General features: G+C 66.1%; 13 protein-coding genes. 8 read left to right on the top strand and 5 right to left on the bottom strand.

Features of this window, described 5'->3' with window-relative positions; genetic code table 11:
- Positions 1-55 precede the first annotated feature (55 nt).
- The 4 genes from AC1RNP_RS09340 to AC1RNP_RS09325 all read left to right on the top strand — a co-directional run bounded on the left by AC1RNP_RS09340 (position 56) and on the right by AC1RNP_RS09325 (position 5324).
- Entirely contained in the window at positions 56-1756 is a 1701-nt protein-coding gene (locus AC1RNP_RS09340; protein WP_493050972.1) for an alkaline phosphatase, read from the top strand.
- A gap of 137 nt (positions 1757-1893) precedes the next feature.
- A complete protein-coding gene (locus tag AC1RNP_RS09335) occupies positions 1894-2694 on the top strand; it encodes a 3-hydroxybutyrate dehydrogenase (RefSeq protein ID WP_493050971.1) in 801 nt (266 codons plus the stop codon).
- A 149-nt stretch (positions 2695-2843) separates the two neighbouring features.
- Positions 2844-4094, top strand: coding sequence for a patatin-like phospholipase family protein (locus AC1RNP_RS09330; protein WP_493050970.1), 1251 nt, complete (start codon positions 2844-2846; stop codon positions 4092-4094).
- 111 nt (positions 4095-4205) lie between these two features.
- The gene (locus AC1RNP_RS09325; RefSeq protein WP_493050969.1) at positions 4206-5324 is read left to right on the top strand and encodes a DUF1990 domain-containing protein; all 1119 of its coding nucleotides are present in this window, start codon (positions 4206-4208) and stop codon (positions 5322-5324) included.
- Positions 5325-5389: 65 nt separating this feature from the next.
- Here the strand turns inward: AC1RNP_RS09325 and AC1RNP_RS09320 are convergent, their stop codons facing one another.
- Positions 5390-5815: a CopD family protein gene (locus AC1RNP_RS09320; RefSeq protein WP_493050968.1), complete on the bottom strand. Its 426-nt coding sequence runs from the start codon at positions 5813-5815 to the stop codon at positions 5390-5392.
- 206 nt (positions 5816-6021) lie between these two features.
- On the opposite strand from AC1RNP_RS09320, the gene AC1RNP_RS09315 reads away from it, so the two are divergent.
- The 3 genes from AC1RNP_RS09315 to AC1RNP_RS09305 all read left to right on the top strand — a co-directional run bounded on the left by AC1RNP_RS09315 (position 6022) and on the right by AC1RNP_RS09305 (position 9361).
- Positions 6022-7269 carry an MFS transporter gene (locus AC1RNP_RS09315; RefSeq protein WP_493050967.1) on the top strand — a complete coding sequence of 416 codons (1248 nt, stop codon included), beginning with the start codon at positions 6022-6024 and terminating at the stop codon, positions 7267-7269.
- 46 nt (positions 7270-7315) lie between these two features.
- Complete coding sequence (locus AC1RNP_RS09310) at positions 7316-7909, top strand: class I SAM-dependent DNA methyltransferase (protein ID WP_493050966.1); 594 nt, start codon at positions 7316-7318, stop codon at positions 7907-7909.
- A gap of 138 nt (positions 7910-8047) precedes the next feature.
- A complete protein-coding gene (locus AC1RNP_RS09305) occupies positions 8048-9361 on the top strand; it encodes a polyhydroxyalkanoate depolymerase (protein ID WP_493050965.1) in 1314 nt (437 codons plus the stop codon).
- 143 nt (positions 9362-9504) lie between these two features.
- Here the strand turns inward: AC1RNP_RS09305 and AC1RNP_RS09300 are convergent, their stop codons facing one another.
- On the bottom strand, positions 9505-10449 hold the full coding sequence (locus tag AC1RNP_RS09300) for a sensor domain-containing protein (RefSeq protein ID WP_493050964.1): 945 nt from the start codon (positions 10447-10449) through the stop codon (positions 9505-9507).
- Positions 10446-10811 carry a PadR family transcriptional regulator gene (locus AC1RNP_RS09295; RefSeq protein ID WP_226469755.1) on the bottom strand — a complete coding sequence of 122 codons (366 nt, stop codon included), beginning with the start codon at positions 10809-10811 and terminating at the stop codon, positions 10446-10448. The genes AC1RNP_RS09300 and AC1RNP_RS09295 overlap by 4 nt, the downstream gene beginning before the upstream one ends.
- Before the next feature lie 218 nt (positions 10812-11029).
- Between AC1RNP_RS09295 and AC1RNP_RS09290 the strand changes: the two genes are divergently transcribed.
- Positions 11030-11962, top strand: a complete 933-nt coding sequence (locus AC1RNP_RS09290; protein ID WP_493050963.1) for a peptidylprolyl isomerase — start codon at positions 11030-11032, stop codon at positions 11960-11962.
- Positions 11963-11977: 15 nt separating this feature from the next.
- Here the strand turns inward: AC1RNP_RS09290 and speG are convergent, their stop codons facing one another.
- Together speG and AC1RNP_RS09280 are read right to left on the bottom strand one after the other, a co-directional pair.
- Positions 11978-12559 carry a spermidine N1-acetyltransferase gene (gene speG, locus AC1RNP_RS09285; RefSeq protein WP_493050962.1) on the bottom strand — a complete coding sequence of 194 codons (582 nt, stop codon included), beginning with the start codon at positions 12557-12559 and terminating at the stop codon, positions 11978-11980.
- A 51-nt stretch (positions 12560-12610) separates the two neighbouring features.
- Positions 12611-13510, bottom strand: a complete 900-nt coding sequence (locus tag AC1RNP_RS09280; RefSeq protein ID WP_493050961.1) for a TolB family protein — start codon at positions 13508-13510, stop codon at positions 12611-12613.
- Positions 13511-13527 lie beyond the last annotated feature (17 nt).

Genomic DNA, 13527 nt, shown 5'->3' with positions numbered 1-13527 from the left:
CCGGAATGTCATCTCCAGGCGGCATAATGGCGCGCTCGCAATCCAGGACCCTTGCATGCGCCCGCTGCCGATCGCCTGTCTCACCACCCTGCTGGCCGCCTGCAGCGGCAACGTTCGCGAAAGCGGTCCCGCGCCGGCCACCGCCAACGTGGCGGCAATCGAAGTCCCGGCCGTGAAGCACCCGCAAGGCGAGACCCCGGCCTGGTGGTATCGCAACGGCGCGGCGCGCGCGGTGGCCAACGGCGCCATGCGCGGCCGCGCCAAAAACGTGATCCTGTTCCTCGGCGACGGCATGAGCCTCACCACGGTCGCCGCCGCGCGCATTCTCGACGGCCAGCGCAAGGGCCAGTCGGGCGAGGAGAGCCAGCTTTCGTGGGAACGCTTCCCGGCGACGGCGTTCAGCCACACCTACAACACCGACGCGCAGACGCCGGATTCGGCCGGCACCATGAGCGCGATCATGACCGGCGTGAAAACGCGTGCCGGTGTGATCAGCGTCGACGGCACCGGCAAGCGCGGCGACTGCGCGACGGCGCTGCAGCATCCCAGGCTCACCTGGCTGGAACTGGCCGACAGCGCCGGCCTCAGCACCGGCGTCGTCACCACCACGCGCCTCACCCATGCCACGCCTGCCGCCACCTACGCGCACGTGCCGGAGCGCAACTGGGAGAACGACGCCGAGATGCCGGCGACCGCGATCGAGCAAGGCTGCAAGGACATCGCGCAACAGTTGCTGGCGCCGCGCTTCGGTTCGGGCCCGACCGTGGTCATGGGCGGCGGACGCGGCGAATTCGCGCCCGCGACGCTGCAGGACGCCGAAGACGACGACAAGGTCGGCCAGCGCCTCGACGGCCGCAACCTGATCGAAGAGTGGCAGCGCGCACATCCGCAGGGTCGCTACGTCTGGAACGCGAAACAGCTGCAGGAAGCGCGGGACGCGCCCTCGCTGTTCGGCCTGTTCAACTACGACCACATGCAGTTCGAACACGACCGGCCGCAAGACAAGGGCGGCGAACCCAGCCTCGCCGAGATGACGCGCAGCGCCATCCACATCCTGTCGCGCAATCCCAAGGGTTACGTGCTGATGGTCGAAGGCGGCCGCATCGATCACGCCAACCATTACGGCAACGCCTATCGCGCGCTCACCGATACCATCGCGCTCTCCGAAGCGGTGCGGGCGGCGGCCGATGCGACCTCCAGCGATGACACCCTGATCATCGTCACCGCCGATCATTCGCATACGCTGAGCTTCGTCGGCTATCCGGTGCGCGGCAATCCCATCCTCGGCAAGGTGCGTGGCAGCAGCGGCGAGGACGACAACGCCGGCGACTATGCGCGCGATGCCACCGGCCTGCCCTACACCACGCTCAACTACAGCAACGGCCCCGGCAACACGGGCGCCAGCAACCAGCAGCCGGCCGGACCCAAGCGCTACGACCACGTCGCCAGCAGCTTCGAGCCCGTGCAAGGCCGCCCCGACCTCACCAACGTCAATACCGAGGATCCCGACTACCTGCAGGAAGCGCTGGTGCCGACCAAGGCCGAATCGCACGGCGGCGACGACGTCGGCATCTGGGCACGCGGCCCGGGCAGCGACGCGGTGCGTGGTTCGGTGGAGCAGAACACGATCTACCACTTCATCGTGCAGGCCATGCCGACGCTGCGCGCGCGCCTGTGCGCGGCGGGCGGCTGCAACGCCGATGGCGTGCCGGTGGAATTGCCCGAACCCGCCAGCTTCACGCGCGACGGGAAGTGAAACGAACCGTTGCGTGCATGCCGGCAACCCTGACGGCCCTTGAACATCCATGCTCCTAGGCTACGCGGCCTGAACCCGCGGCCTAAACCCGCAGCCTGAATCCTAAGCAGTTCGTCATTCCGTTCGGAGAACTCCCGATGTCCCGTCTCGACAACAAAGTCTGCCTCGTCACCGGCGCCGCCAGCGGTATCGGCAAGCGCATCGCCGAGGTGTACGCCGCCAACGGCGGCAAGGTGGTGATCGCCGACCTCAAGCTCGACGCCGCCGAAGCCACGGCCGCCGAAATCCGCAACGCCGGCGGCGACGCGCTCGCGGTGGCGATGGACGTCACCGACGAACAGCAGGTCGTGGAGGGCGTCGCCAAGGCCGTCGCGCACTACGGCCGCGTCGACGTGCTGGTGTCCAACGCCGGCATCCAGATCGTCAACCGCATCACCGACTTCAGTCTCGCCGACTGGAAGAAGATGCTCGCCATCCATCTCGACGGCGCCTTCCTCACCACGCGCGAATGCCTGAAGGACATGCAGAAGCGCCACACGCAAGGCAACGGCGGGGGCGGCGCGATCATCTACATGGGGTCGGTGCATTCGCACGAAGCCTCCAAGCTGAAGGCGCCCTACGTCACCGCGAAGCATGGCCTGCTCGGCCTGGCCCGCGTGGTGGCCAAGGAAGCCGCCGAATATGGTGTTCGCGCCAATGTCATCTGCCCCGGCTTCGTGCGCACGCCGCTGGTGGAGAAGCAGATTCCCGAACAAGCCAAGGAGTTCGGCATCAGCGAACAGGAAGTGGTGAAGAACGTGATGCTCAAGGACACCGTGGACGGCGAGTTCACCACCGTCGACGACGTCGCCAACACCGCGCTGTTCCTGGCCGCGTTCGAGACCAATGCGCTGACCGGGCAGAGCCTGGTGGTCAGCCACGGCTGGTACATGCAGTGAAAAAACAGGCAATGGACACTCGCAAGGCCGCGAAAGGCCGAGCGACGAAAGCTGTCGCGGCGAAAGGCAAAGCTACGAAAGACAAAGCTGCGAAAGACAAAGCCACGAAAGAGAAAACCGCGAAAGCCGCTTCCACGGACAGCAAGACGGTGAAGAAGGCCGCGCCGCCACGCGATCCGCTCGCGGCGGTCTGTGCGTCCGTCGCGAAATATCCTTCCGTCGCTCTCGTCCTGCAAGGCGGCGGCGCGCTCGGCGCCTATCAATGCGGTGTCTACGAAGGCCTGCACACGGCCGGCATCCGTCCCAACTGGTTCGCCGGCATCTCCATCGGCGCGATCAACGCGGCGATCCTCGCCGGCAACGCCCCCGAGCATCGTCTCGACCGGCTGCGCGAATTCTGGGAACTGATCTGCCGGCCCACCGGCGCGCTCGGTCTGCCCGCCGATATCATTCGCGTCGCGCTCGGTCTGCTGCCCAACAGCATGTCGCCGAGCAATGCGCAGCACGATACCTGGATCGGCTGGATGAGCGCGATGGCGGCGCTGCTGCAAGGGCAGCGCGGATTCTTCATCGCGCGCCACCTGCCGCCGTTCCTCTATCAGGACGGCAGCGATGCCGCGGTAAGTTTCTACGACACCGCGCCCCTGCGCGAAACGCTCGAACGCCTGGTCGACTTCGACCGCATCCACAGCGACAAGACCGTGCGCCTGACCGTCGGCGCCACCGAAGCCGACACCGGCAACTTCGAATATTTCGACAGCGCCAGCACGCGCATCCGGCCCGAGCACATCATGGCGTCCGGCGCGCTGCCACCCGCCTTCGCCGCTGTCGAGATCGACGGCAAGCGTTACTGGGACGGCGGCCTGGTCTCGAACACGCCGCTGGAACGCGTCCTCGGCGAATGGCCGCGGCAGGACACGCTCGCGCTGCAGGTCGATCTATGGAGCGCGCGCGGTCCACGTCCGCAAACCATCATGGATGTGCTGGAACGCGTGAAGGACATCCAGTACTCCAGCCGCACCCGCCGCGGCACCACGCTCGTCGCGCGCATCCAGCAACTGCGCGCGGCGCTGACGGAACTGATCCAGACCCTGCCCGACGGCAAGGCGCCCGAACATCTGCAGGACACGCTCGCGCCCTATCTCGACGATCGCGTCTACAACATCATCCAGCTGATCTATCAGGCCAAGCCGCTCGAGGAACAGTTCAAGGACTACGCCTTCGCCACCACCACCATGCGGCAGCACTGGGGCAGCGGCCTGCAGGACATGACGCGGACACTCGAGCACCCGGCCTTCTTCGCCCTGCCCGATCGCAGGCGCGGCGTCGCCACGCACGACGTCCATCGCGTGATGGACCGGCTGGAGCAGAACGGATCGGCCTCGGCGAACGGCGGCTGATTCGCCGCCGCCAGGCCACCCTTCCCCTCATTTCACTAGGGTCGGCCCCAGATTACGCGGGGTGAGGGATCGCGGTAGGTTCACGGCATTCCACGCATCCGGGTGCCCGCCATGTCCGTCCCTCCGAGTTATTTCCCGCAGCAGCCGCCTCCGCCCCCGCCTGCGCCGCCCCCGCGCGAGGATCCGCCCGCCAGCCCCTACGCGCCCGGGCTCAGCCCCAGCGACGACGTCCAGCGTGGCGACAACCAGTTCCAGCTCGGTATCGAAGGGCCGGATCCGAACCTGGCCGTCGGCGGCAGCCATGATCAGCAGGAAGGCCAGCGCGACAAACTGCTGGCGCTGGCGACGCTGGCGCTCGGCAGCTACACCACCGGCCACACGCCCGCCACGCCGCGCGTGCCCAACGATGGCCAGGTCGAGGACATCCTCGACGGACTCAATCCGAACCCGCCGATCGGCACGGATGGCGAAGAAGTCACCCACGCGGTCTATCAGAGCCAGATTCCGAATGCGACCGCCGCGGAAGGCTACGACCATTTCGTCAACAATCCCGGCGAAGTGTTCGGCGCTGGCGGCATGGAAATCCGGCCGCCGACCGAGCGCCTCGAGGATGGCGGACGCTACATGCTGGAGATCGGCACGCCGGTGCCGACGTGGCTGCCGGTGCAGATCAATCTCGATCCGGCCAACAACGCGATCAGCATCCAGACGCTCGACGGCCACGTGCTGCGCGGCGAGCAGACCTTCACCTTCACCGACGATGGCAACGGCGGCGCGGTGCTGACGCAGGACGCCCGCTTCCAGGCCAGCTCGCAGCTGCCGGAGGAACTGCAACAGATCACGCCGATCGCCACCGGCCAGCACATCGCCTGGCAGAACGCGCATCAGGAAATCTACGGGCAGTTCAACGGCGATCCCGACTTCAAGGGCATCGGCACCGATTTCTCGGCGAGCAACCTGCTCGAATCCTGGGGTCAGGCCCTCGGCAACGTGATCAAAGACCCGGGCAATGCCGCGGATGTCGGCGTCGATGTCGTCGGCGAACTCACCAACTTCGGCGTCGACGGACTCGGCAGCGGCATCGATGCCGCGTTCGACTATCTCAACATCCCTGGCGGCGACACGATCCAGGATGCGTTTGATTCCGCTGGCGACCTGATCAGCAATGTCGCCGACAAGATCGGGGATGGTGCCGAAGCCGTCATCGACTTCGTCAATCCGTTCGATTGATGTTTTCTTTCCAGACCCGCGCCGTCGTGTCGGCGCGGGTTTCTTTTGCCTGCCCGAAACGCTGCTCAGAACGGCTTGGCGAGCACCAGATAGATCACGACCAGCACCAGCACCACCGGCAGCTCATTGAACCAGCGCAGCGTCTTCGACGACGGCAGTGACTTGCCCGCGGCCGCACCCTTCAGCCAGCGCCCCGCGAAGATGTAATGCCCCAGCAGCAACACCACGACCGCAAGCTTGGCATGCAGCCATCCGCCGGTGACGTGGAAATACAGCCACAGCACCAGCCCCAGCACGACGGCGAAGCCGAACATCATGTGGCCGAAGCGGTACAGCCGCCGCCCCATCAGCAGCAGGCGCTCGCGCACCGCCGGCGAATCGCCGATCTCGGCCAGATTGACCAGGATGCGCGGCAGATAGAACACCGCCGACATCCAGGCGATCACGAACAGCAGATGAAAGGTTTTGACGAGGAAATAGGCGTGCTGCATGGCGGCTTTCCACAAAAATGCGTGCATTAGCATGACATGAGCCGATCTGCGCGGTCGTGCACACCATCCGCATCGCGCCGCATCGCAATCGACGGACCTGCGGATCGGATCGTTCCAGCGATCGTCCTTTACCTCAAGCGCACTTGAGGTCACAGAATGCCACGCATCGTCAGGACCACGCGTCTTCCGCCATGCATCCCATTGCCATGAATTTGCGCAACAACGCCCCGATCCCCGCCGCCCGGGCATCCGGGCCCGCGTCCGTGATTGTCGCGCGCACCGACTGGACCGCCGTCGCCACGGTGTTCGTCGCCGGCCTCGTCGCCGCGCTGCAGGTCGGCAAGACCGCGATCGCGTTGCCCGCGCTCAGTGCCGATCTCGGCCTGGATCTGCGCGCCGGCGGCTGGGTGATGGCGGTGTTCGGCGTGCTCGGCCTCATCGCCAGCGTGCCCGCGGGTGCGCTGGTGGCGCGCCTGGGTGACAAGACGTTGCAGGTCGTCGGTCTGCTGGCGATGTCCCTAGGCAGCCTGCTCGGCAGTTTCGCGCACACACTGATGACACTGCTCGCCACGCGCGTGCTCGAAGGCGCGGGCTTCCTGCTGTTCGCGGTGGCCGGCGCCAGCGTGCTGCAACGGCTGTCGCGGCCGGAGGATCGCAATCTCGTGTTCTCGATCTGGAGTTGCTACATGCCGGCCGGCATGGCGATCGCGCTCGCCACCGGCGCCCTGCTCGAGGGCTGGCGTGGTTTCTGGGTGATCAACGCGGTGCTGTGCGCCGTCGCCGCCGTGCTGCTCGCCTTCGGCGTGCGCGCGCAACAGGCCACGATCGTGCCGCCACGCTGGCGCGCGATCGCCCGCGACACCCTCGCCGTCGCCACCGCGCGTGGCCCGCTGCTGCTGGCGCTGGCGTTCGCGATGTACGCGCTGCAGTTCTACGCGATGCTGAGCTTCCTGCCGACGCTGTTGATGGAACGCATGCAGGCCTCGACGTTCACGGCGGGACTGCTGAGCGCGATCGCCGTCGGCTCCAACGTGATCGGCAATCTCGCCAGCGGACTGCTGCTGCGTCGCGGCGTGCCGCGCTGGTCGCTGATCGCCATCGCTAGCGTAACGATGGCCGTGTGCGCGATCGGCGTCTTCGCCTCCGGCCTGCCGCCGATCGCCCTGTTCGCGCTCGCCGTGCTGTTCATGGCGGTCGGCGGAATGCTTCCGGCCAACGTGATGGGCGGTGCGGCGCAGCTGATGTCGAGCCCGGCGCTGGTCGCGGTGGCCGTGGGACTGGCGATGCAGGGCAACTATCTCGGCCAGGTCAGCGGCCCGGCGCTGTTCGGCAGCATCGTGCAGAGCGCGGGCTGGCCGGCGGCGTCGATTCCGGTCGTCGCGGCGGCGGTGATCGGGGTGGCGGCGGCCTTCGGATTGCGGCGCTCGTTCGCGGGCACGCAAAGCCCGCGATAGTCCGGCCGCGCGATAACGAACCCGCGCGACAAGGTATCTTGTCGCGATGACCAAACGCTACGACCGCAACTACTTCGATCGCTGGTACCGCCACGGCGGCATCGGCGGAAAACAACGCCTCGCGCGCAAGGTGGCCGTGGCCGTCGCCACCGCCGAATACCATCTCGAACGGCCGCTGCGCACCGTGCTCGACATCGGCTGCGGCGAAGGCGCCTGGCGCGCGCCGCTGCTCAAGCTGCGGCCGAAGGCGAACTACCTCGGCTTCGACAGCAGCGAATACGCAATTGCCCGCTATGGGCGCCGCCGCAATCTGCGCTTCGCGCAGTTCGGCGATTTCGCGCAACTGCGTCCGTGCGCGCCGGTCGATCTGCTGATCTGCAGCGACGTCATGCACTACCTCGATACGCGCGAACTGGCCCGCGGCCTGCCCGGCCTGGCCGAGCTGTGCGGCGGCGTCGCCTTCCTCGAAATCTTCGCGCGCGAAGACGAGACCGAGGGCGACAACCACGACTACCAGCCGCGCCCGGCTTCTTTCTATCGGAGGCATTTCGCCGCGCTCGGATTCAAGCCGCTCGGCTCCCATTGCTGGCTCTCGTCGACGCTGGCGGAAGGCGCCACGGCGCTGGAAGTGCCGGGCTGAAAGTCCTGACAGGTTCCTGGAAGGGCGGACAGTGCGATCCTGTCGGCATCCGACCAACCTGAATACGACTCCCCAGATCCGCGACATCCCGGACCCGATCCGCTATGCTGCGGCGCAGCATCCGCCAAAGAGTTGCCCATGCTCTATCAGCTGCATGAACTCAACCGCGCCTGGATGGCCCCGCTCACCTACTGGGCCGAAGCCAACGCACGCGTGTTCTCGGCGCCCGACAGCTGGCTCTCGGCCCTGCCCGGCGCCTCGCGCATCGCCGCCGGCAACGAGCTGCTGTACCGGCTGGGCAAGGATTACGAGAAGCCGGAGTTCGGCATCCACGCCGTCAAGGTCGACGAGTTCGACGTGCCGGTGATGGAAAAGGTGGCGCTGGAAAAGCCCTTCTGCCGCCTGTTGCGCTTCAAGCGCTACACCGATGACGTGTCCAACATCAAGGACATGAAGAACGATCCCACGGTGCTGGTGGTGGCGCCGCTGTCCGGCCACCACTCCACCTTGCTGCGCGACACCGTGCGCACGTTGCTGCCCGAGCACAAGGTCTACATCACCGACTGGGTCGACGCGCGCATGGTGCCGAAGGAACACGGCACGTTCTCGCTCGACGACTACGTCGCCTACATCGAGGAATTCATCCGCTTCATCGGTGCCGACGGCCTGCACGTGATGAGCGTGTGCCAGCCGACCGTACCGGTACTGGCGGCCGTCTCGCTGATGGCCGCGCGCGGCGAACCGACGCCGAACTCGCTGGTGATGATGGGCGGCCCGATCGATCCGCGCGAAAACCCGACCGCGGTGAACAACCTCGCCACCGAGAAACCGCTGTGGTGGTTCGAGACCAACGTCATCCACACCGTGCCGGCCAACTATCCCGGCCGCGGACGGCGCGTGTATCCGGGCTTCCTGCAGCACGCCGGCTTCATGGCGATGAACCCGGAACGCCACTTCCAGTCGCACTGGGACTTCTATCAGGATCTGGTGAAGGGCGATCTCGAAGACGCCGCCTCGCACCGCCGTTTCTACGACGAATACAACGCCGTGCTCGACATGCCGGCGCGCTACTACCTCGACACCATCCAGACCGTGTTCCAGGAATTCAAGCTGCCGCGCGGCACCTGGGACGTGAATGGCGAACGCGTGAAGCCGTCGGCGATCCGCGGCACCGCGCTGATGACCATCGAGGGCGAACTCGACGACATCTCCGGCCAGGGCCAGACGCGCGCCGCGCACAAGCTCTGCACCGGTATCGCCGAGGGCGATCGCCTGCACCTCACCGCGAAGGGCGCCGGGCATTACGGCATCTTCAGCGGCCGCCGCTGGCGCGAGCAGGTCTATCCGCAGGTGCGGGAATTCATCGCCGCACATTCCTCGCAGCCCGCGAAGCGGCAGGCCGCGAGTGACGATGGCAAGGTGACGCCGATCAAGCGCAAGTCTGCGGGCTGACTCGGCCGCCCCCTTCCCCATCATCCCAGCGAAAGCTGGGATGACGGATTTTGGAATGGTTGAGACTATCGCTGAGCCTGAATCCTCAGAGCTTCACCGTCTCCACCGGCTTCATCTCTTCATGCGCCCACGCGATCGTCCGCTCACGCGCGCACCAGCAGATGCTTGGCGATCAGGCCGTGCACCTTGCCGATGCCGCGCGACAGATGCAGCGTGAGGAAGAACAACAGCACACCCACGACCAGGCACAGCGGCAGCATCCAGGCCGCCAAGGTCGTGGTCACCCCTTCGCCCGAGAAGAGCGCCAGCGGCCAGCCGCCGCTGGTGTCGATGGAACCAAAGCCGACCCAAACCAGCACCGGCACCGCGACGCAGGCCAGCGACAGGGCGATCAGCGTGATCGCGACAGAGAAGTAGAGCGTCCCCAGCGGCTGCATCAACAGGAAATACAGCATCGTCGTCCAGGTACGCGGATCGGTGAACATCTCGCCGATGCGGCTCAGCAAGGACTTCTCGCGATCCACATAGACCGGACGCCTCGGCATGCGTTCGCCCAGCATCACCTCGACGATGCGCCCCTCCACCAGCGACAGCACGCGCACCGAAGCGAAGAACAGGATCACGAACGGAATGCCGATGATCAGGATCGCCAGTCCCAGGGACAGCGCCGCGCCCGTCGTCACCCAGGTGAAGTAGAAAATACCGGTCACCAGCGACAGCAGCATGTAGAACAACGCGGCATAGGCGCGCGGATCGGCCACCACGCCGAAGAAGCGACCGAGCAGCGAGCGCTGCTTCGGCGGACGCGGCGGGCGCAGCGCCGCCTGTACCTTCACTTCGGTGTCGCGATAGATGTCCGCGACTTCCTCCGGCGCGCCATAGCTCGAGGCGACCGCCGCGATCACCTCGGCTTCCGACTTGCCCGGGTTCTCGGCCAGTTCCGAGCGCAGATATTCCTCCGCGTCGTACAGCGCATCCTGTAACAGTGCCGGATCGGCACCGGCCAGCGCGTGGCGCAGCTGTTCGAGATATTCGGGGATGCTCCTCGGCAGCGGTTCGCCGGAAGGTGTCGAGTTGGCGGTGTTCATGGAATCAGTTCCCCAAGAATGGAATCGACGGAATCGCGGGTCGCGCGCCAGGCTTCGGCCCAATCATGCAAGGTGCTGCGTCCTGCGTCGGTGATGCGGTAATAACGGCGCGGCGGGCCGGACAAGGACGGTTCGACGAAGCTGTCGAGCAAACCGGCCGCGCCCAGATTGCGCAGCACCGGATACAACGCGCTCTGCTTGCCGCTCAGCACCCCATCACCGAAACGTTCCAGCCGCTTGGCGATCTGGTAGCCGTACATCGGCTCGCGCGCCGTGCCCAGTACCGCGAGCAAGGCCAACGACACAGTGCCGGCGCTCAACTCCTTCTGGAACTTCTTCAACTGGCCGTCGGCTTCGCCCATGTCCCTCACCCAGCCTGCCCCTGTCAGGCTTGGAGAGGATGCTATTGCTAAGTTCGGTATAGCGAATGTGCCGGTAGTCATATCAGCGACTTAGCCGTCGATTCCGGGCCTCAAGCCCCAATTCGGCCCCCGGCAGGCCGGAGCGACGCGTTTCACCGGGCGCTGGCGCGGCGTTTACACTCGCCAATCCTCACAACCCGCAATCCGAGGTGCCGCCGATGCGTTTCGCCCCGCTCGCTTTGCTGATCGCTTCCCTGCTGACCACCACCTCGGCACTCGCACTTTCCCCTGAGGAAGCGCCGCCCAAGCCGAAGACCATGCAGGAGCTGCTTGAAGCCTCGAAGCCCGGCGACTGGCGCACGCTCGACCCGGCGCGCACGCTGTACCTGGAACTCGACAGCGGCCGTGTGATCATCGAACTGGCACCCGACTTCGCACCGGAACACGTCGCCAACATCCGCGCGCTGGCGAAGGAACACTACTGGGACGGCCTGAGCATCCTGCGCTCGCAGGACAACTACGTCGTGCAATGGGGTGATCCCGCCGAGGAAGGCCAGCCGCACAAGTCGCTCGGTGGCGCCAAATCGCATCTGCCGGCCGAGTTCGAGCGTTCCAGCGACGGCATCGCCTTCCACGCGTTGCCGGACAAGGACGGATGGGCGGCGCAAGCCGGGTTCTCCGAAGGCTTCCCCGCCGCCCGCGACCCGAAGGACAAGAAGATCTGGCTGACGCACTGCTACGGCGCGGTCGGCGCCGGTCGTGACGTCGCCGCCGATTCGAGCACTGGCGCCGAGTTGTACGTGGTGACGGGGCAATCGCCGCGCGCGCTCGATCGCAACATCACCCTTGTCGGCCGCGTCGTGCAGGGCATGGAACTGCTCAGCGTGATGCCGCGCGGCACCGGCCCGCTGGGTTTCTACGAAAAGGCCGAGCAGCGCGCGCCGATCAAGGCGGTGAAACTGGCTTCCGAAGTACCGGAATCCGAGCGCACGTCCCTCGAAGTGCTGCGCACCGACACGCCTTTCTTCGACAGCGTGGTCGAATCCCGCCGCAACCGCCGCGACGACTGGTACAAGCGCCCGGCCGGCCATATCGACCTGTGCAACGTGCCCATTCCCGTGCGCACCCCGGTACGCAAGCCGCCCGCGTGAAGAATCGTCGGCGCCTCAGGCGCCGCGTTTGTCGCCCGTTCCGTTGAGCACCTGGTGCTGGAACAGGCACATGCGGATCACGCTGTGGTAGCGGCCGTCGCTGAAGAACTCGTCGATCAGCACGCCTTCCCGCTGGAAACCGCATTTCTCATAGATGCGGATCGCGGCGACGTTGTCGACGTCGACCAGCAGATACAGCTTGTAGAGATTGAGCACGCGGAACGCGTAGTTGATCGCCAGCCGCGTCGCCACGCTGCCGTAGCCGCGGCCCTGCCGCTCGGGCGCGATCATCACCAGGAACTCGGCGCGTCGGTGCAGATGGTCGATCTCCACCAGTTCCACCATGCCGGCACGCTCGCCCTCGCCGCCCATGCCCTCACCGCGCTGACTGCGCGGTTCAAGCTCGACGATGAAGCGGCGTTCGCTCTGATCGTGGATGTGCTTGCTGTAGAGCTGCTCCAGCTCGACGAAGGATTCGTAAGGCTCCTCGAACCAGTAGCCCATCGCGCTGCGGTTGTTGTTGAGCTCGTGCACGAAATGCAGATCGCCGCGTTCCAGCGGCCGCAGCGAGATCTTCGGAGCGATGGCCTTGCCCATGCCCGCCACTCTAGCGCAATGCCGTGACGGCTTGAAGAAAGCCGCGATATTTCAGCGTCGGCAGTCCGGCGGCCAACCCTTCCGTGGATTCGGTTCGAGATCAACGAGAAAGAATTCGCCCGACCTCTCCCCTTCGGCCTGTGCGAACAGAAGCCGGTCACCGTTCGGAGACAGCAGTGGCCCCACCTGGAAAACATCGCCACGCGCCGGGACACGCCCCCGCTCCACCCATGCCCCCTTGCGCAACGTGAAGTGATACAGGTGCGAGCGATCGCCACGATCGGCCACGACCACCATCGTGCGTCCGTCGCGCGAGACTTCCGCTTCGTATTCGTAGGCGGACGTGCTGATCGGCGCGCCGGCACTGGTGACCGTCCATGTTCCGTCGGACTTTGGCGTGGCGAAGTAGATGTCGCCCTGCCCCAACCCGCCCGGACGGTTGGAACCGAAAATCAGGCGGCCATCCGCGAACGCACGCGGCAGCAGTTCGGAACCCGGCGAGTTCACCGGTTCCGGCAGGCGCCGCGGCTCGCCCCAGGCACCGTCGCGTCCGCGCTCGACATACCAGATGTCCAGGTCCTCGCCGCCGCTCGCCGCATGGTTGTGTCGCGACGAGACGTAGTAGAGCCGTTTGCCGTCCGCGGTCACGAACGGATCGGATTCGAGGATCGGCGGTTTCGCGGCGAAAGCCGGCGCCACCGGCATCGACCAGGCGCCGTCGATACAACGCGACCACAACAGATGGTAATTGCCGAAATTGCGATCCGCGCGAAAGAAATACATCTCGCGCCCATCCGGCGTGAATGTCGGCGTGGATTCGTAGTCCGATGTCGAAATCGCCAGCGGCGTCCATCGCTGCGCGGCGGCAGACGTTTTCTTCTCCGCATGCAGCGATCCCGCGGTGGCGATGCACGAAAGCATCGCCACCGCGAGGAGTTTCGCCCGCTTCATCCGAGTCTCCCGATGAA

The organism is Luteimonas sp. GW821-FHT14E02, from assembly GCF_058803905.1.
The sequence above is the reverse complement of the archived record's forward strand: the minus strand, read 5'-3'. Positions and strand labels throughout refer to the sequence as shown.

Excerpts from the sequence above, each read along its gene's own strand:
- AC1RNP_RS09340 (WP_493050972.1), top strand. The coding sequence starts at position 56 with ATGCGCCCGCTGCCGATCGCCTGTCTCACCACCCTGCTGGCCGCCTGC.
- AC1RNP_RS09335 (WP_493050971.1), top strand. The coding sequence starts at position 1,894 with ATGTCCCGTCTCGACAACAAAGTCTGCCTCGTCACCGGCGCCGCCAGC.
- AC1RNP_RS09325 (WP_493050969.1), top strand. The coding sequence starts at position 4,206 with ATGTCCGTCCCTCCGAGTTATTTCCCGCAGCAGCCGCCTCCGCCCCCG.
- AC1RNP_RS09320 (WP_493050968.1), bottom strand. The coding sequence starts at position 5,815 with ATGCAGCACGCCTATTTCCTCGTCAAAACCTTTCATCTGCTGTTCGTG.
- AC1RNP_RS09315 (WP_493050967.1), top strand. The coding sequence starts at position 6,022 with ATGAATTTGCGCAACAACGCCCCGATCCCCGCCGCCCGGGCATCCGGG.
- AC1RNP_RS09310 (WP_493050966.1), top strand. The coding sequence starts at position 7,316 with ATGACCAAACGCTACGACCGCAACTACTTCGATCGCTGGTACCGCCAC.
- AC1RNP_RS09305 (WP_493050965.1), top strand. The coding sequence starts at position 8,048 with ATGCTCTATCAGCTGCATGAACTCAACCGCGCCTGGATGGCCCCGCTC.
- AC1RNP_RS09300 (WP_493050964.1), bottom strand. The coding sequence starts at position 10,449 with ATGAACACCGCCAACTCGACACCTTCCGGCGAACCGCTGCCGAGGAGC.
- AC1RNP_RS09295 (WP_226469755.1), bottom strand. The coding sequence starts at position 10,811 with ATGGGCGAAGCCGACGGCCAGTTGAAGAAGTTCCAGAAGGAGTTGAGC.
- AC1RNP_RS09290 (WP_493050963.1), top strand. The coding sequence starts at position 11,030 with ATGCGTTTCGCCCCGCTCGCTTTGCTGATCGCTTCCCTGCTGACCACC.
- speG (WP_493050962.1), bottom strand. The coding sequence starts at position 12,559 with ATGGGCAAGGCCATCGCTCCGAAGATCTCGCTGCGGCCGCTGGAACGC.
- AC1RNP_RS09280 (WP_493050961.1), bottom strand. The coding sequence starts at position 13,510 with ATGAAGCGGGCGAAACTCCTCGCGGTGGCGATGCTTTCGTGCATCGCC.